The following is an 18,993-nucleotide window of genomic DNA, read 5'->3' as shown; positions in this document are numbered from 1 at the left end:
TTTTAATATTTTCAAATTATTTCTTAATTCCCATTTCATACAATGCAAATGATATAAGATCTGCATTTTCACTAATCACCTGATCGGTTGATCTACCAGCGCCATGACCTGCATTTTTTTCAATTCTTAATAAAATAGGATTTTTACATGATTGTTTTTCCTGAAGTTCTGCTCCAAATTTGAATGAATGGGCAGGAACTACTCTGTCGTCATGATCACTTGTAATGATCATTGTAGATGGATAACATGTTTTTGCTTTTACATTATGCACCGGAGAGTAAGATTTAAGGTATTCAAACATTTCTTTGCTATCTTCTGCTGTTCCGTAGTCATATGACCAGCCAGCTCCTGCAGTAAATTTGTTGTACCTTAACATATCCAACACTCCTACTCCAGGGAAGGCCACTCTTGCCAGATCAGGACGGATCGTCATTGTTGCTCCCACTAGCAATCCTCCGTTTGATCTTCCGGACAATGCCATATATTCTTTAGAAGTATATCCTTTTTTCTGTAAGTATTCTCCTGCAGCGATAAAGTCTTCAAATACGTTTCTTTTCTGCATTTTTGTTCCTGCATCATGCCATTTTTTTCCGTATTCACCACCTCCACGGATGTTTGGAACGGCATAGATTCCTCCATTTTCCATCCAAATAGCATTCACTACGGAGAAAGAAGGCTGTAAACTGATATTAAACCCTCCGTAAGAATATAAAATCGTAGGATTTTTTCCGTCAAGTTTAGTTCCTTTTTTATAGTTGATCATCATCGGAACTTTTGTACCGTCTTTTGAAGTATAGAATACCTGCTCTGAAACATAATCGTCCGGATTGAATTTCACTTTAGGTTTCTGGTATACTTCTGATTTTCCGGAATCTACATTAAATTTATATGTAGTTCCCGGCGTGATATAATTGCTGAAAGAGTAATACACATCTTTCTCTTTTTCCTTTCCTCCAAAACCGGAAATATTTCCTTTTCCAGGAAGAGAAATTTCTCTTACCAATTTCCCAGTTTTATCAAATTGTTTTACCTGATCAATAGCATCAATCATGTAAGTTGCAAAGAAGTAGCCTCCTCCTGAAGATATTCCCAACACGTTTTTTGTTTCAGGAATAACGTCTTTCCATGTATCAGGAGCCGGATTGCTAATGGTTGTTTTCACAAGACGCATATTTGGGGCCTCTTTATCTGTGAAAATGAAAAGGTTATCTCCTTCTGTGTCTACGATACTTGCATTCACATCAAAACCTTTGGTAATCTGTACAAAGTCCCCTCCATTCTTTAAATCTTTGATATATAATTCATTTCCATTCGTTGCATTGGCGGCAGAAATGATTAAAAATCTCTGATCTTCAGAAACTCCTGCGCTCAGATATCTTCTCGGTGTTTTGTCTCCTCCAAAGATCAGTTTATCCTCCGACTGTTTTGTTCCCAGTTTGTGAAAATATACTTTATGCTTATCTGTCATTCCGGAAAGTACAGTTCCTTCCTTAGGTTTATCATAGCTTGAGTAATAAAATCCTTCATCTCCCTGCCAAGAAATTCCACTGAATTTCACGTCTAAAATAGTCTCGTCGATCTGTTTTTTTGTGATGGCATCAATAATGATAATTTTATTCCAGTCACTTCCTCCTTCTGAGATGGAGTAAGCTGCCAAATTTCCTTTTTTGTTGAATGAAAGATTGGAAAGTGAAGTAGTTCCTTTTTCTGAAAACTTGTTCGGATCTAAAAATACTTCTGTCGCTTTTGTTGTATTATTGGTTCTGTATAAGACAGATTGTGCCTGTAAACCGTCATTCTTATAATAATAGGTATAATCTCCTTCTTTGAAAGGGGCTGAAATTTTTTCATAGTTCCAGATTTCTTTCAGCTGATCTTTAATTTTATCTCTGAACGGAATTTTCGAAAGATAATTCTGGCTGTATGCCACTTCTTCATCTACCCATTTTTTGGTGGCTTCAGAATCATTTTCAAGATCTCTGTAAGGATCTGAAACGGCACTTCCGAAATAAGTATCTGTCTGACTTCCCTTTACGGCTTTAGGATAATTCATTTTTTGAGAATAAAAAGATGCTGAAAACAAAACTCCAGCAGTTAATAACATTGGTTTAAAATTCATAGTGAACGGTTTTCTCAAAAATACGTAAAGTATGTGAAATAAAAAAAATCCTGAAAAATCAGGATTTTGTATGTTCAATGATCGTTGTTTATGATCCGAAACTTTCAAAATAAAAATCGGTCAGGTTGCTGACAATTTCATCGGGACTTCCATTCCAGTAGTAGATTTTACCGCCTTCTTTCAGTTCATAGAGTTTAAACTCCTGGTCTGTGGTTACTGTTTTATCTGCATTTTTAAAATCCTGAACGGCCTGAGTCAGATATTTTTTAAGATCTTCAGGTTTTACTTTTTGAATATCTCCTTCCGGCCCCGATGTAAGCTTTGATGGAACTTTGAAATTAACAGTATAACTTATTTCTGCAATTTTCTGCCCTTCTACAGATTCGTTAGGAACTACTTTTACATTTTTAACGATAAGTTTTCCTTTTTTAAAGTTGGCGAACATCGCGATGAAATATTCTTCTGCTTCTTTTTTACACGCCACAGCTGTGGTTTTAGGAAAAGCTGCCAGAAAGTTTTCTACGCTGGTATTGATCATCTCTTCCGAGGTTTCTTTAAAGTTTACCTGATAGGCAATCTGGCCGTCTACAGTGGGTTTCAGGTATTCATTAAGTTTATTGAGTGCTGTGTCTTCATTATTCACAAAGGTTCCAAAGAACATTTCAAATGCTTCTGCCGGTTTCTTTACTTCTGTCTGGGCTGTAAGATATTGGCCCATCATCGTGAGTAAAAAGAGTAAGATTATTTTGTAGTTTTTCATTGTTTATATTGGATTTTCATTGTCTTAAAAAAGAAAGACCCCTGAAAGAATCAGAGGTCTTTTTATATTTTTAAAAACTTTAGTAGTTTTCTTCTTCTCCTTTCATTTTTTCTGCATTTTCTGCCATGATCACGGCATCAATCATTTCAGAAATATCTCCATTCATGTAAGCATCCAGATTATACATAGATTTGTTGATTCTATGATCTGTTACTCTACCTTGCGGATAGTTGTACGTTTTGATCTTTGCAGAACGGTCTCCGGTAGATACCATAGATTTTCTTTGTGCAGCAATGTCTCCCTGTACTTTTTGAAGTTCGATATCGTAAAGTTTGGTTCTAAGCATTTCCATTGCTAACTCACGGTTTGCTAACTGAGAACGTGCCTGCTGACAAACCACTACAAGTCCTGAAGGCTTGTGCGTAAGCTGAACTTTAGTTTCAACTTTGTTTACGTTCTGACCTCCGGCTCCTCCTGAACGTGAAGTCTGCATTTCGATATCCGCAGGATTCAGTTCGAAGTCTACTTCTTCTGCTTCAGGTAAAACGGCAATGGTAATGGCAGATGTGTGAACTCTACCCTGCGATTCTGTTTCCGGTACACGCTGTACACGGTGAACTCCTGATTCGAATTTCATGATTCCGTATACGCCTTCACCTTCCACCTTCATAATCAATTCTTTGTAGCCTTTTGCAGCTTCGTTGGAATCGGTTACTTCATGTCTCCAGCCTTTAGATTTGAAATACATGGTGTACATTCTGTAGATATCTTCTACGAAAATAGCAGCTTCATCTCCTCCGGTTCCGGCACGTAATTCTACGATAACGTTTTTGTCATCTGCAGGATCTTTAGGGATCAGAAGTACTTTAAGCTCTTCTTCCAGCCCAGGAATTCTGGATTGTGCCTCAAGCTTTTCTTCTTTAGCAAGATCTACCAAATCTCTGTCTGATCCATCTGCGATGATTTCATCAGATTCTTCGATACTGTCTAAAGCGCCTTTGTACTGATCGTAAACTCTTACAATTTTTCCCAAATCACTATATTCTTTGTTCAAAGAAGAATATCTTTTTTGGTCTGAAATAACATCAGGCTGTATAATAAGGTCAGCAACCTCATTATATCTTTGTTTTATAGCTTCTAATTTTGGAATTAATGATTTAGACATTGTGGAATTTTTGTGGGTGCAAAGATAAGAATTATTAATTCAAAATTAAAATTACTATTCAGCATAAATTTTTGAGCATGAGGAGTAAAGAGAACAAGAAGTCCTTTTGACAATCTTAAAAGTTATTTTTGAGCTTTCTTTGAGAGTCTTCGATCTATTAAAAATAATATAATTCCTACGGCGACAATTCCTAATCCTATGATACTTTCTCTAGGATTATGGATAAGCGTGAAATAGAGAATGTATATACTGAATAATAAAAAAACAGTCGGAAAAATGTAAAAAGCATTGGATTTAAAGATTTTTCGGTCTTCTTTTTTAAGAAAATAGACGGTTGAGATTGCCAGACTTGCAAAAAGCTGTAGAATAAAGGCTGTATAAACAAATATTTCTTTAAAGCTTCCTGTTAAAATAATAATGACTGCTATAACGGCATGGGCAAAGATGGCTTTCACTGGAATTCCTTTTTTATTCCCTGTTGAAAGAGGTTTCCAGATAACGCTGTCTTTGGCAAAAGCTTGAGTAAGCCTTGAGCCTACCCATAAATATCCGCTGATAGTCGCTATAAGCTGCAAGGCAATAAAAATATTGACTATTTTTCCAAAAGAGGTTCCCAACATATTGACAGCTGCTTCTCCCATAACATCTTCTTTTCCTTCCAACTGACTTACAGGAGCATGTTTCAGCATGATATAATTGACTAAAATATAACTAATTGTCACAAAAACAGTTCCTATAATCAATGATTTTGGAAGGTTTTTTTGAACATCTTTAATTTCTCCGGCAATATAAGACGCTGAGTTCCAGCCTGCGTAAGAATAGGTCACAAATACTAAGGAGGTTGCAAAGGCAGGAAGCATGATTTCCCCTTTCCAACTGTCATTGAAATTGAGGCTATTGCCAATCTCAGAATTTCCCGAGACCATTACTCCTACAATAACCAATATAATGATAAAAGCTACTTTGATGAATGTGAAGAAGTTGTGAAACCTGCTTGATGTCTTTAAACTAAATGACAACGAAAGCGTGACAAGAAGAATAGCGATAATGGCAAAACCGTTTCCAAAACTGTAATCAAATACAGAGAGGTATTTAGACATTGCCAAAGCTGCCAGCGCCACAGGGGATGAAAACCCGATAATTAAAGAAATCCAACTGATTAGATACCCAAATAGCGGATGGTAAGTTTCTTTAAGATAGATAAAATCACCTCCGTTTCCTTTAAAATGAGAACCGAGCTCGGCATAACAGAAAGCTCCAAACAGAGCTAAAATACCACCAATCATCCATAGCAGAAAAATACTGTAGGTGTTGGTAATATCGGACAGCTGAAATCCCAGCGTGGTAAAAACCCCTGTTCCGATCATGTTGGAAACTACGATTGCTGCAGCGGTTTTCCAGCCGACCTGATGTGATGCAGTACTCATTTAATAATTAAAAATTAAAGTTAAGACGTCCAAAGAAATAACTTCCCAGTGTTCCCATTTGAACCGGCGCATATTTGAATACTCCATAGTAAGAGTTTTGATAAATCTGAAGATCTGGAAAGACATCAAAAACGTTGTTTGCTCCTACAGTAAAGTTTATATTTTTTGTAATATCATATCCTACGCTTACGTCTGTTACAACTTTTGGTGAAAATTCCTGAACTCCTCCAAAAGGGAAGCCGTCTCTTATGACTTTACCAAAATAGGTATTTCTCACGAGAAAATTAAATTTCCCGATGCCATAATTAAGCCCCAATGACGCTTTGGTTTTTGGAGATAATGTCTCAATAATATTGATCTGGTCTGGCCCGAAATACTGTTCCTGAGGGGTTTTTATACCTTCAGGGAAATGAAAGTCCGTAATTTTGGTTTCTGTATAATTTCCTGCAAGGTTGATGTTTAGGTTTCCTTTTCCAAGTTTCCAGTCATAGGATACCACAAGGTCAACCCCTTTGGTTTCCGTATCAATGGCATTGGCAAAGAACCTCCCGCTCTCTACCTCATTTCCAACTCCAACAATAGCAGGGTCGGATAATCTTTCATCGGTAATGTTTCCGGTAATGACAATTCTGTCTTTTACTTTAATGATATAGGCATCTAAGGTAATAAAAAGCCCTTTTGCTGGTTTTAAAGTAAATCCGGCACTTCCGTTCACAGAAGTTTCCTGTTTTAAATGATTAAATCCAAGAACCTCAGCGGCTTTACTGTCATTACTAAAAATTCCTTTGGTAACAATTTTAGATCCGGTAGTTGAAATATCCGCATAAGAATTGTTAAAGTACTGCTGCTGAAGTGAAGGTGCTCTAAAACCAGTTCCCACAGCTGCCCTTACAGCATAGTTTTTAACAAATTCATAGCGTATGGCAAGCTTTCCGTTCAAGGTACTTCCAAAATCTGAATAGTTTTCAAATCTTGCCGCAGCATCAATATTCAACTTTTTATCTAGATCATAAGAAACATCGGCATATACTGCAGTGGAATGTCTGTCTTTTCTAAGTGCATTTTTTGGAGAAAAACCAATAAAAGATTGTGAACCCCCAGCTGCTTCAGTTACTACCGATCCTTCTACCGCAACGTTACCATTAACATCATATTTAGCATAAGAAGCCTCATCTCCTGCCTTGATCTGGTACTGTTCGAACCTGAATTCTCCTCCAAAGGCAAAATTGAATCTGTTGATATTTTTAGAAACATCAAGATTGATTGTATTCTGAAGAAAGCTATGAGCTCCCGCATAAAAACTGGTTGGAGATTTAGCCCCCAATGAAGCATTATTGGTATTGCTTACGTTATAATTGAAGGTATTGCTTCCAAAAGTATTGCTCAGATCGATCAACCAATTATTTACATTATATTTTGCTCCTAAAGCATAGGAAACATCATAAATCTGAGAGTTTAATATGGCCTGAAATCCATTAGGATAGATGGATGAAACAATATTATTTTTTTCACTGGGAAGTCTTCTGAAGCCAAACCCTTTTCCTTCTTTGATGCTGAAACCTCCAAAAGAATAAAGTTTTAATCTGTCATTTAAAGGATATTCTGAGTTGAAAAACAATTGCCCCTGTTTAATCTGAGCATCTCCAATCTGGAAGTTGAAATCATCCCGGGTTAACCCTCTTGCTTTTATTTCAGCATCATCTGCATTTTTAGCATCGTTAAAGTTAGGCGCAAATTCATACGCAAAATTGTCTCCGAAAATATCAAGATCATGATTCTGCGTTCTTGTTGTTTTTCCTCTGTGGCTCAACTGTAACGATAGGTTAACATACCCTCTTTCCTTTCCAAGGGAAGCTCCGTAGTTGGCACCAGCCTGATAAGTATCTCCATCGTTTCTCCCACTCAATCCATAAGTGATACTCGCAGAAGCTCCCGGATTTTTTTTAAGGATAATATTAATGACTCCGGCAATGGCATCAGACCCATATTGTGCTGCAGCACCGTCTCTCAGAACTTCTATTTTTTCAATAGCAATGATAGGAATGGTACTCAAATCTGTCCCTACAGAACCATTTCCTACGGTATTCTGATAATTGACCAGAGAAGTGGTATGTCTTCTTTTTCCATTTACCAGAACCAGAACCTGATCCGGCCCCATGCCTCTTAAAGTAACAGGATCTATATGCTCTGTACCGTCTGAAGCAGATTGTCTCACGGAGTTAAATGAAGGAATCACGTAATTCAGTAAATCCTGAACCGTAATTTGAGGAGATGCTTTTTGTATTTTTTCGATATTGATAACATCTACAGGAACTGGTGTTTCCAGTTTTGTTCTTTTAGCATTACGGTTTCCGACGATAATGATATCTTCGATCTGTTTTCCTTTTTCCTCCTGTTCCTGAGCTGCTATTCCAATAGTTCCAAGCAGTAATACAGCTATGCTTAATTGTTTCATTTTTTGTTTTGTCCATTAAAAATAAATCCGGCGAAATTTCTCCGCAGATATTTAAGACTTCAAGAAATGGAATTCATATAAGAATGTTGACTTCACTTATCTCCCCCAACGGGTTGGAATTAGCACCTTTACACCTTTGGAATAGTGTCGGTTGCTAAGGTTTCATTGGGCCAAATCCCTCCACCTTTCTTGATAAATCTACTGCAAAGGTAGAGTATTTTTTTTATATGTAAAAAGGCAAATCTGCTAATTTGCAAATTTGCCCTTTTATGTGTTTGATATCGTGAATATTAATTTATCTCACAATCATTTTCTGAATCGCAATTCCTGTATCTGATTTTAATTGAACCAGATACGTCCCGGCAGGATAATTTACTTTCCATTCGTAAGTTCCGTTTTCCTGGTTCAATTTAAACGAGTCTAATTTTTTTCCACTCATATCTGAAATGACAATCTCTCCGTTCTTAGCTTTGTTAAAAACCAGTTGTACCTGCCCGTTCTTTATAGGATTATCGGCAATCTGAAGCGAAAGTCTGTGGGTCGCATTTACATCTGCTGTTGACAGCGCTCCTGCATAGTTTCCAAAGATTCTGAACTCTCCGGGTTGCAGGCTGATAGGAGTAGTTGTAGAAGCTATATTAGAAACAGTGTTATCCATAAGGTTCTGCCATTGCCCTGTATAAGGAAAATAAGGAACAACATTTTGTACAGAAGTGCTATAATTAGCCAAAACCACTATATTTTTCATTCCAGTAAGCGCATCATCATATACATAGATTCTTGTAATCAATCCATCCGGATCATTGGTAAGATTATTAGATTCTATGGTATACGTTTTAGATTTAAACACCTGATGAGCATTTCGGATGTCAATAATTTTTGCCCATGTGTCATAAACCGCTTTTCTGGCAACATCAGTATCATATCCTAAACTAAAAGCAACAGGTTTCTCATCTGTTCTACATCCATTATCAATAGTTCCGTTTGCACATCGGTTGATACTGAATTCATAGCCAAGTTCACCAAACTGCCAGATCATTTTTGGGCCGGGAACGGTGAAGAATGTAGCTCCGAACGTTTTCATTCTGTCAAGCGCTGTATTGAGGTTTTTAACGTTATAACTTCCATTAACAGCACCGTAAGCAAGATTTTTAAACATGAGTCTTTCTTCGTCATGGCTTTCACCATATCCTACCGCACGCATATTCGTAAACCCATGAAGACTGTGGTTCATTCTGTCATAATTGCTGTTCTCTTTATAGCCCATGGTATTTTGGTTGTAAGGATCGGTCTGTTTATTCCAAAGCAGTACACCTTTTCCTTCTGAAACTCTGTAATTGGCCCATTGCTGCTCTTCGGCATCTGTTCCCAAATGTTCAAAAATCATATAGGAATTCGGATCTATAGCCCACTGTCTGTCTGCATAGTGTTTCAGAATGTCTACTCTATCCTGCTGATAAGCGTTGGTACAGGCTTCATCATTTTCAGAACAGCTTTGGGTGAATCCTTTTGTAAGATCCCATCGGAAACCGTCTATATGATATTCTGTAAGCCATTGCTGCAGACATCTTTCAACGTAATATTGAGTGGAAAGGCTGGTATGGTTAAAGTCATTGAAGACATTATAAGAATGTTTCGGAACCTGGTTGAAATAAGGATTGTCTGCCGCTACGTCTCCATAGCCATCACCATCCGGATCAATATTCCAAAGTCTTACTAAAGGAGATCTTCCTGTTGCATGGTTGAAAGCTACATCCAGAATAACGGCAATTCCGTTTTGATGACAGAGATCTACAAATTCTTTAAATTTTTCAGGAGTTCCATAGGCTTTATCCAGCGCATAATGGAAAGAGGTATTATATCCCCATGAAAGATTTCCGTCAAATTCCATGATAGGAAGCAGCTCGATAGCGTTAATTTTTAAGTTTTTTAAATACGAGATCTTGCTAATCAATGACTGCCAGTTTTTTTCCTGTGTGAAATCTCTTAATAACAACTCATATACAATAAGATCTTCTTTGGCTGGTCGCTGAAAATTGGTTACCTGCCAATTGTATGAAGCCTGGCCTGTTTTGAAACTAGACACTTCGAAACCCTGACCTGACGGAAATGTTGGTAAATTCGGATAAGTGGTTGCGGAAATCCATTGATCATCATAAGAAGATAAAATTTGGGGAGAATAAGGGTCTGCTACTTTTCTCAAATCGTTTGTTCTGTACTGGAACGTATACAACTGTTGAGGTGTAAGGCCTGTAAGCTCTATCCAGTAAAGATCAGGATTTGTGGTATCTTTTTTCATTAAATAACTATCATTCACAGTCCAGTTATTGAAACTTCCGATCACATGAACAAAATTTTTACCGGGTGCATATAACGCCAGTCCTACTCTGGTCTGGTCTGTAGGATGGTAATTAATTCCCTGCTTTATCCAGCTTGGTATCACTTCAGAAATTACATTCCTGGGAGTCTGGAGCATAAATGATACACTTTTGGAACTTGAACCCTGGGTTGCAATAAGTTCCATATTGGCATCTTGCGAAACGGTATAACTATAAGAAAATGATGGTGAAGGAGTTGATGTAGAATTTACAACAGCTCCGTTAGCTTTTAACTGAAATGTTGCATTGACGTTGGTAGTTGCAGTGATATTGATTGAATTTCCTGCCGCAACCGAGGTAAGGCTATTGGCCAAAGGGTTGGTAAGAGTAAGATTTAAAATCCCAACATTCACAAAAATATCCGGTGACGTTTGGTGACTCCCGGTTTTGTCTTTTAGTAAAAATCCAAATCTTCCAATTCCTGTCCTGCCGAAAAAAGCAGTCGGAGTAAAGGTTAAAGAATACGTATCTGTTCCTGCGTTGTAAACAAGTTTATTAAGATCATTGGAATTGTTCCAGCTTCCATTGGTAGGACAATCCTGAGTGTTCTGATAATTGGTGTCAAAAGACCACGACCAAATATATACAGAATGGTCTGAAATTCCCCATGCCGTTTCATCAATCTGGCTTCCGGGAACGGTGAGCGTAATGAAATCGGTTTCATTGAATGGACTGGGTGAAATGCTATAGCTGATCTGCCCGAAAGAAACCATCGCAATAAGCAGAAAAACAATAGAATAAAACTTTTTCATATCTTTATTTTTATCGAATATAGTATTAATTTTCCTTTTGTTGTATCAATTTTTATTTGTTAACCGGCAAATTCTTTCTCATACATAAAAAGAGACCCATGAAAATTCATGAGCCTCCAACTAAAAGTAATTGTAATGAACTATTATCTGTTTTTCACAAGCACCCAGCCTATAAATATAACTTCTGTTTTTTCTTTGTTGGATTCTTTCCAGAAAACATGGTACCAGTACGTTTGTGTAGGTACTTTTCTTCCCTGAATCATCCCATCCCAGGTATAATTATTAAATTTTGTCCCTGTAAAGATCTCTTTACCATACCGGTCATAAATCTTAAATGTAAAATCTTCTTTATAAGCCAGAGCTGAGTAATCGATTGCATCATTGACCCCGTCACCATTCGGAGTAATCGCGTTGACCAATGCTGGAACTGTAGCGGTCACTTTAACAGGCTCACATTGGTAAAAGTCTCTTACATAGAACGTATTTTCTCCTCTGATAAGATTGGTAAATACATTCGAATTCTGCCACTGTACTCCATCCAAAGAATACTGATAAGAAGGTTTTCCTCCTTTTACCTCAATAGTTGCTGTTCTTTCATCAATTTGAATGCCTTTAATCACAGGCGCTTCTGCAGGCAATACCTTCACCTCTTGCCTTACTGTACAAGCTCCTGTTTTAAGCTCTACCCAATAATTTCCAATGCCAACCTGAGTAATCGTCTGAGTAGTTGCTCCTGTGCTCCACAGATAGCTGTTGAATCCAGAACCTGCATCCAAAGTTGTTTTATCTTCGATACAGATTGTTTTATCTTTTAATACCGCAGAATATACTGGTGAAATTACTGTTAGTGTCACTTTGGCAATACTTCCGCAACCATTGGAATTGATGACTTTGATATAAGCATATCCTGAAACTGAAACATAGGCTGTAGGAGTCTGTATTTCGTTATTCCCTGATAAAGCATCATTATAATTTGAAAAATATTTTTTTGTAATCCCTGCTTCTGAAGTAACATCTGCCAATGTCAGATTGAATGTTCCTGTTGAAAGATCATTTTGATTAAAACATTCTCTCATGCTCGTATCTTTAACAACCGGAGTAGCATAGTGCAAAAGTGTGATCTTTGCTATAGCAGTACACCCTGATGAAGTCATCATCTGAACATATATTGCAGCTTGCCCTGAAGCGTAGGCTAATGGATTGGATATCTCGTTGATTCCTGCATTAAGATCTGCCAAGGTTGGGTAAAACTTCTTGGTCACATTCGTTAAACCTGTCACATTCGCCTGGAAAAGATCGTATGTGGCAAGTCCATTCACAGGACATCCGAATAAAGCGGCATCTTTCTTTTCAATCTGCTGAGGGGTTAGAATAATTCTGGCATCCGGGTTATCACACAAAACACCGCTATTATCTTTTACTACAACACTAATGGTTGTATTGGCAGAAAACTGAAAATTGGAAGGATTGGCAATAGGAGTAGAATTCCCCAAAACATAATAGGTAAAAGTATAATTTCCCGGATTGTTCACAAACTGAGAATTATACGAGGTAAGATCAACCGTTACAATTCCGGAAACAGGATTAGGACATGTTTCTGAAGGAGAAATTGTATTCTGAAGGAGGGCAACTTTATCTACATATACTTTTACATTTTTAATAGAGTGTCTTGCGCTTGCTGCTCCTGTAGATGCCGAAAATCCAAAATATCCCTGAGACATGGTAACCGCTCCCCCTGAAGGCGTGAAAGACTGATCTACAACGATAGTATTATCTATTTTCACCGTAATAAACCATGCTGCGGGATTAGCAGGATTGATTTGCCCATTCACCTCAACATGTCTGAAGTTGTTTCCAGTAAAGGGAATGGTTGACAAAAGATCCGGTGTGTGGAAAGTACTTCCTGCAGTATTATTAAATTCAATATTGGATCCTGCAGGGTTGGTTCCGTACAGAACATGAACTTTGCTCATCTGTGCTTCTGAACTGTTGTTGAAAATATCAAAAGCAACCATTAGCCCGCTTGCATTGTCTGGAATTCCTAAGCCTCCTCCCTGTACGTAAGATGCCGGTGGATTGGCCAGATACCAAAAGGCGAGACCATCTCCCTTTCCATAACTTGTTGTCCCGTTTCCATCAATTCTAAAATCAAACTCGACCTTCCATTTATCACAATACTTTAGATTGATCGGATCATTAAGCCGGATCCCTCCAACCTGGCTGATCTGATCTGCTGTAAGCTGTATAAAATCATTGTTAATAGAAGCAGAAGGCACCAGACTCCAACCTGTAGTATTAACCGGATTTCCGGCAAGCTGGTACGTCTGAGCTTTGAAAAACTGAGTGGCAGACAGTATAACAATTAAGCTTATTATATAAATCTGTTTCATAAAAAAAATTTGAGTTGTATACCGAAAAAAAACAAAGACTTAAAAGCCTTTGTTTTTTAATCAAATATCTATGTTTCTAGTTTTTAATTATCTTTTTAGAAATTATTTGTCCATTTTTTAATTTTAGTTCAACAATATAGACTCCGTTAGAAAGACCTGTCATATCCACCTGATTATTGGAGAACGACACATTCATTCTTTGACCGACAGCGTTTGTAACATTTACATTTTCTACATTGGAATCTGCTTTAATGTAAAGAAGACCTTTGGTTGGGTTCGGATAAATTCCTACTGAAGCCTTATTCAACGTTACTTCTGAAGTGCTTAGTGCTGAAGAAGGTTTAACACATCTGACAGCAGAACCCTGTCCTCTCATTGCTCCTGCAGAAGGATTACCAATAGCGGTTCCTACATACAGGTATTTTCCTCCGGAAGTTGAAGTATCAGAACTCCAGTAATATCCTCTTTGGCCTACGAAACTAAAATCACCTGTACTTGAACTTCTGCTTCCTCCTGCCGGCAATTTCAAGCGGCTTGCAAAAGCATTGGCTGGGCTATTTATTCCTTCTGCCCCAACTATGGCAGTCCAATCTGCAACAGATGGCATTTTCCAGTCTGTACCAATTGCTTTACATGGATCTATTCCTACAGATTGACTTGCCTGAGAAGCCGATCCTGCACTCCATTGATCTGTAGCAGCGAAGCCTGCCCACCAAGCCGGTGATCCTGCAATAAAAGCACCCGCAGCCGCAGCCACTCCTTCAGGATTATTAGGCGTAGGCGCAAATGTAACAGAAGAATTTCTAAGCTGGTGCCCGTCATCCCATCTTCCCCATTGGAAAAGATCTCCATATGAAGTAGCATCGTCCACAGATGTAGCTACCTGAGAGCTTCCTAAGTTCTGCTGAAGCCATACTTTCCCATCACCTCCTCTTACCGTTGTATAAGCAACCTGCTGTCCTTGGTAAGTAAAGCTAACGCAACCAACATCTCCAGGATTGTTTCCAGGATCTGTATTGCTACATGTTTGTGGATTGGTAGTATTGGTAATTGAAATTCTTTTCACTTTTGTTGCTCCGTCAGAATACGCTAACACAAGATAGTTATGAATCTTATCTATAGCCAGATCATTGTATTTTGCCTCACCATCTGAAATAAAATCACCTCCAAAAGCAGTCCAGTTCTGAGAAGCATCCAATTTATAGACTGTATTTCTCAGCAGGTTATCATCTTCGAAACGGCTTGCTACAACGTAAGGAGTTCCTGAAGATGTTACCGCTAAAGCAACATGCTGAACTCTTCCATCTGAAAAATTGGCATTTCCAACCTGTACCCAAGAGTTTCCATCGAATTTTTTAACATTCAGTTTTCTTCCTCCTGCTGAGTTTGAAACATATGCTACATAAATGGTGTTTGAACCATCCAATGCAATATCAGAATTATACTGTTCTCCTGATGAAGCTGCATCTACAGCTGCCCCTCCTACAAGAGTCCAGTTCTGAGAAGAATCTGCTCCTGTAGAATTTTGATATACTTTTATTCCACCAGATACATTGGAGGTATATACCATATTATTGGTTCCAATCACCATTTCTGCAAACTCAGCTCCAGATGAAAAACCTGCATTTCCAACCTGTTCCCATCCGCCGTTCATGTATCTTTTAACAGTTCCCGAACCATAAGATCCGTAGGTAAATAAAATATTATCCTGAGATACCGCAGAAGCCTGATAATTCACAGAACTGTCTGTAGCTTTAGGAAGTTGAGACCATAAAGAACCACTGTACAAACGAACCTCCATACCGGTACCTGGATAACCAAGTTGGTTGGTATAGTAAAGACTACTTCCAGAAGGGTTTATAGATAATGAATTATACGTTGCCGTTCCTGTTGTAACACCTGCACTTCCACCAAGGTAAGACCAAGTTGCCCCATCAAATTTCTGAACAGATCCTTTGGCTACGGAAACATCATAATATGACAGGTAATAATTTCCTGTATTATCTACAACCAAATTATTGAAGCTGCTTCCTCCTGCTGATACATTCTGAACCCCTCCTACATTCTCCCATTGCTGGGCGTATAAATAACTTCCTGCAATAGTCAGCAACGCGATTCCCGTTCTGATTTTCTTTATTGCAAAATGTAAATCTCTAAACATATTAAATATTATTTTTAATTATTCTAAATTTAATTTAATTTTGCGCAAAAGTACCTCACATTATTAACCCAGAGTTATCATTTTCAAACTTTTGGTTATCCTGCGCAGTACTTTTACCTTAAGATATTTGTACCATGGCCGTAAATATGTGTTGTATGAGGAATCAATCTAAAAGTGGACTTTTGTTCAGATCCGAAGACATCAAAATCACTATGCAGGAAGACCTGTGCCCTGATCAGTCCTTCAAATCTCATATGTTGGAGGGAAAATCAAGTTTTAATCTACTTTTCCTTCTGAGCAGTAATGTTAATCTGGAAGCACATGATTGCGGTACGAAGTTTTTATTCAAAAAAAACCAATACATCCTGCATTATTCTCCTCAGGAAAGTATTGCAGAACTATGGACAGAGAATCAGGAAATTCTCAAATATCTGCAGATTCAAATTAACTACCAGTATATTTTCAACCTCATCAATCCTGAACTTAACCGGGAGAATGCGGATATTCTGGAAAGTATGATCTCCAACAATTTCATATTTCTTCATAAAGAAACCCCTCCGGATATGACGGTTGAGATGCATATGATTGTAAAAGAGATCATTGGCTATACGAAGAAAGGAATTATGCAGAAATTATTCATTGAGGCCAAAATTATCAAACTTCTTATCCTGATCTTTGAGCAGTTCAATGAGAAAGACACCCAGGAATTTATGCCTAAGACTCCTGAGATGATTAAGAAATTCATCGATGAAAATTATCACAGAAATATAAAAGTTGAAGAAATTGGAAAGCTGATGGGTATGAATCAGAATACAATAAGAAAGGAGTTCAAAGCGCAATATCATATTACCATTTCAAATTACATTTCGGAACTCAGAATGCTGAAAGCAAAAAAACTGATTGCCGACAAGGAAATCATGATCAAGGAAATCGCTATAGAATGCGGATATGAATATCTTCAGAACTTCACCCGTGCCTTCAAGAAAAAATTTGGTATTTCTCCGGAAAATCTAAGGAATAACAAATAAGAAAAACCGCCTAAAAAATTAAGCGGTTTATATATGTTGTTTTGCTTTGATATTACTTTTTCAGAATTCAGGTGAAAAAGCAATGACAATCAATTAATGATGATGTCCGTGATCGTGAAGGAAAGGTCCGTTTCCTTTAGGTTGGTTATAGATAACTTCTACACCTTCCTGCTCAGTAACAAGCTTTCTTCTGATATCTTCAGGATCGAAAGGCTTTACTTTTCCAAAATACTCTTTCAAACCTTCAGTTAGCCACATTGGGATTACCAATCCGAAGAACATGAAAATACACCAGAATCCTACTAAGAACATAGTAATGAAGAAAATAGTCCAAAGGAACTGGTAGAACGGCCAAAATGCTGATAATATCGTTATCATTCTCTTAAAGATTTTAGGCAAAAATAGAACTTTTTTCTTTTTTACACAAAAGATCAGCGTCCTATTTTATTATTTATTTTTATTTTAAACTATTTAATGGGCAAGATCTGCGAAGAAATCGTTTCCTTTATCATCGGTGATGATGAATGCCGGGAAGTCTTTTACTTCGATTTTTCTTACTGCTTCCATTCCTAATTCCGGGAAATCTACTATATCTACAGAGACAATATTGTCTTTTGCAAGAATAGCAGCAGGACCTCCGATAGAACCAAGATAGAAACCTCCATATTTACCGCAAGCATTGGTTACATCTTTACTTCTGTTTCCTTTCGCAAGCATAATCATACTTCCTCCATGGCTCTGGAACTCGTCAACATATACATCCATTCTTCCTGCTGTTGTAGGTCCGAAGCTTCCTGAAGCCATTCCTTCCGGAGTTTTAGCTGGGCCAGCATAGTAAATTGGGTGGTTTTTGAAATATTCCGGCATTGGTTTTCCGCTGTCGATAATTTCTTTGATTTTTGCGTGAGCAATATCTCTTGCTACGATCAATGTTCCGTTAAGCTTCAATCTTGTTTTGATTGGATATTTTGAAAGCTCAGCCAGAATTTCCGGCATTGGCTTGTTCAAATCTACTTCAATAGCTTCTTCAAGGTGTGGCGGAGTATCCGGTAAGAATCTCTTTGGGTCTTGTTCCAACTGTTCAAGGAAAATACCTTCTTTGGTAATTTTTCCTTTGATGTTTCTGTCTGCAGAACAAGAAACCCCCATTCCTACAGGGCAAGAAGCAGCATGTCTTGGAAGTCTGATCACTCTTACATCATGCGTAAGGTATTTTCCTCCAAACTGAGCTCCGATTGCACTTTCCTGGCAGATTTTCTGAACTTTAGCTTCCCACTCAAGATCTCTGAAAGCCTGACCTGCTTCATTTCCTTCTGTTGGAAGATTATCGTAATATTTTGCGGATGCTTTCTTTACGGCTGCAAGGTTTGCTTCTGCGGAAGTTCCTCCAATTACCAAAGCCAGGTGATATGGTGGGCAAGCAGCTGTTCCAAGGTCTGAAATTCTTTCTTTAACGAATTCTTCAAGAGATTTTTCGTTCAGTAAAGATTTTGTTTTCTGATATAAGAATGTTTTGTTGGCAGAACCTCCTCCTTTGGTTAAAAACAGGAACTCATAATAATCTCCTTTTTTAGCATAGATATCAATTTGTGCAGGAAGGTTTGAACCTGAGTTCTTTTCCTCGAACATCGTTAAAGGAACTACCTGAGAATATCTTAAGTTTCTTTTTTGATAGGTGTTGTAGATTCCTTTGCTTAAATATTCTCCGTCATCTACTCCTGTATATACGTTTTCACCTTTTTTCCCCATTACAATAGCAGTTCCGGTATCCTGACATGAAGGAAGAGCTCCTTCTACTGCCACCGCTGCATTCTGCAAAAGATTATAAGCAACAAATCTGTCATTATCTGTAGCTTCAGGATCATCAATGATTCTTCTAAGGCTTTCCAGGTGTGAAGAACGAAGCATGAAAGAAACGTCTGCCATTGCTTCCTCAGCCAATAGCTCCAATCCTTTCGGGTCTACGGTTAAAATTTCTCGGTCACCCAGTTTTTCAACTTTTACATAATCTGATGTAAGCTTTTTGTACACCGTATCATCTTTCTGAATAGGATACGGATCCTGATATCTAAAATCCATTCAATTTTTGTTTCTACAAAATTAAGGATTATAGTACTTAGAATGATTTTAGATTAAGACTTCTTTCATTGTCATTCCTACGGTACAGAAGCCTTTCCGGGATAAATTCCTCAGAAAAAACATGAGCAATATCAGCCTTTTACAATAATATTTATAATGATTATAAATTGCGTGATTCTTAGTTTATAAGTAACTTTATACGAGATAAATAAATCAGGCCACAAAATCCTTTTTACGACTTTCCTTAACTCAAAGCGTTGAAAATCTTTTATGGCTGTG

11 protein-coding genes and 1 riboswitch are annotated in these 18,993 nt (G+C 37.7%); of the genes, 1 reads left to right on the top strand and 10 read right to left on the bottom strand.

What is annotated here, in order from left to right; genetic code table 11:
• Nucleotides 1–16 precede the first annotated feature (16 nt).
• From ACL9RH_RS20035 to ACL9RH_RS20000, 8 genes are all read right to left on the bottom strand, one after another.
• Complete coding sequence (locus ACL9RH_RS20035) at nt 17–2,119, bottom strand: prolyl oligopeptidase family serine peptidase (RefSeq protein ID WP_422695103.1); 2,103 nt, start codon at nt 2,117–2,119, stop codon at nt 17–19.
• 88 nt (nt 2,120–2,207) lie between these two features.
• Complete coding sequence (locus ACL9RH_RS20030) at nt 2,208–2,879, bottom strand: hypothetical protein (RefSeq protein ID WP_422695102.1); 672 nt, start codon at nt 2,877–2,879, stop codon at nt 2,208–2,210.
• A 79-nt stretch (nt 2,880–2,958) separates the two neighbouring features.
• Nucleotides 2,959–4,044: a peptide chain release factor 1 gene (prfA, locus tag ACL9RH_RS20025; protein ID WP_422695101.1), complete on the bottom strand. Its 1,086-nt coding sequence runs from the start codon at nt 4,042–4,044 to the stop codon at nt 2,959–2,961.
• A gap of 122 nt (nt 4,045–4,166) precedes the next feature.
• Complete coding sequence (locus tag ACL9RH_RS20020) at nt 4,167–5,471, bottom strand: APC family permease (RefSeq protein WP_422695100.1); 1,305 nt, start codon at nt 5,469–5,471, stop codon at nt 4,167–4,169.
• 7 nt (nt 5,472–5,478) lie between these two features.
• A complete protein-coding gene (locus tag ACL9RH_RS20015; RefSeq protein ID WP_422695099.1) occupies nt 5,479–7,926 on the bottom strand; it encodes a TonB-dependent receptor plug domain-containing protein in 2,448 nt (815 codons plus the stop codon).
• 93 nt (nt 7,927–8,019) lie between these two features.
• Nucleotides 8,020–8,125, bottom strand: a riboswitch (SAM riboswitch).
• A gap of 96 nt (nt 8,126–8,221) precedes the next feature.
• Nucleotides 8,222–11,056 carry an alpha-amylase family glycosyl hydrolase gene (locus ACL9RH_RS20010; protein WP_422695098.1) on the bottom strand — a complete coding sequence of 945 codons (2,835 nt, stop codon included), beginning with the start codon at nt 11,054–11,056 and terminating at the stop codon, nt 8,222–8,224.
• A 143-nt stretch (nt 11,057–11,199) separates the two neighbouring features.
• Nucleotides 11,200–13,446 (bottom strand): T9SS type B sorting domain-containing protein, encoded by a 2,247-nt coding sequence (locus ACL9RH_RS20005; protein ID WP_422695097.1) that lies wholly within the window; start codon nt 13,444–13,446, stop codon nt 11,200–11,202.
• Nucleotides 13,447–13,522: 76 nt separating this feature from the next.
• The gene (locus tag ACL9RH_RS20000) at nt 13,523–15,607 is read right to left on the bottom strand and encodes a T9SS type A sorting domain-containing protein (RefSeq protein WP_422695096.1); all 2,085 of its coding nucleotides are present in this window, start codon (nt 15,605–15,607) and stop codon (nt 13,523–13,525) included.
• A 155-nt stretch (nt 15,608–15,762) separates the two neighbouring features.
• Between ACL9RH_RS20000 and ACL9RH_RS19995 the strand changes: the two genes are divergently transcribed.
• Complete coding sequence (locus ACL9RH_RS19995) at nt 15,763–16,635, top strand: helix-turn-helix transcriptional regulator (RefSeq protein WP_422695095.1); 873 nt, start codon at nt 15,763–15,765, stop codon at nt 16,633–16,635.
• 93 nt (nt 16,636–16,728) lie between these two features.
• Here the strand turns inward: ACL9RH_RS19995 and ACL9RH_RS19990 are convergent, their stop codons facing one another.
• Together ACL9RH_RS19990 and ACL9RH_RS19985 are read right to left on the bottom strand one after the other, a co-directional pair.
• On the bottom strand, nt 16,729–17,013 hold the full coding sequence (locus ACL9RH_RS19990) for a hypothetical protein (RefSeq protein WP_422695094.1): 285 nt from the start codon (nt 17,011–17,013) through the stop codon (nt 16,729–16,731).
• Between the two features lie 93 nt (nt 17,014–17,106).
• Nucleotides 17,107–18,714, bottom strand: coding sequence for a fumarate hydratase (locus ACL9RH_RS19985; protein WP_422695093.1), 1,608 nt, complete (start codon nt 18,712–18,714; stop codon nt 17,107–17,109).
• Nucleotides 18,715–18,993 lie beyond the last annotated feature (279 nt).

The sequence above is a fragment of the Chryseobacterium sp. Mn2064 genome, assembly GCF_049319685.1.
GTDB lineage: Bacteria > Bacteroidota > Bacteroidia > Flavobacteriales > Weeksellaceae > Chryseobacterium.
The sequence above is the reverse complement of the archived record's forward strand: the minus strand, read 5'-3'. Positions and strand labels throughout refer to the sequence as shown.

Coding starts and splice junctions, on each gene's coding strand:
- ACL9RH_RS20010 (WP_422695098.1), bottom strand. CDS start 11,056: ATGAAAAAGTTTTATTCTATTGTTTTTCTGCTTATTGCGATGGTTTCT.
- ACL9RH_RS20020 (WP_422695100.1), bottom strand. CDS start 5,471: ATGAGTACTGCATCACATCAGGTCGGCTGGAAAACCGCTGCAGCAATC.
- ACL9RH_RS20035 (WP_422695103.1), bottom strand. CDS start 2,119: ATGAATTTTAAACCAATGTTATTAACTGCTGGAGTTTTGTTTTCAGCA.
- prfA (WP_422695101.1), bottom strand. CDS start 4,044: ATGTCTAAATCATTAATTCCAAAATTAGAAGCTATAAAACAAAGATAT.
- ACL9RH_RS20030 (WP_422695102.1), bottom strand. CDS start 2,879: ATGAAAAACTACAAAATAATCTTACTCTTTTTACTCACGATGATGGGC.
- ACL9RH_RS20015 (WP_422695099.1), bottom strand. CDS start 7,926: ATGAAACAATTAAGCATAGCTGTATTACTGCTTGGAACTATTGGAATA.
- ACL9RH_RS19985 (WP_422695093.1), bottom strand. CDS start 18,714: ATGGATTTTAGATATCAGGATCCGTATCCTATTCAGAAAGATGATACG.
- ACL9RH_RS20005 (WP_422695097.1), bottom strand. CDS start 13,446: ATGAAACAGATTTATATAATAAGCTTAATTGTTATACTGTCTGCCACT.
- ACL9RH_RS20000 (WP_422695096.1), bottom strand. CDS start 15,607: ATGTTTAGAGATTTACATTTTGCAATAAAGAAAATCAGAACGGGAATC.
- ACL9RH_RS19990 (WP_422695094.1), bottom strand. CDS start 17,013: ATGATAACGATATTATCAGCATTTTGGCCGTTCTACCAGTTCCTTTGG.
- ACL9RH_RS19995 (WP_422695095.1), top strand. CDS start 15,763: ATGAGGAATCAATCTAAAAGTGGACTTTTGTTCAGATCCGAAGACATC.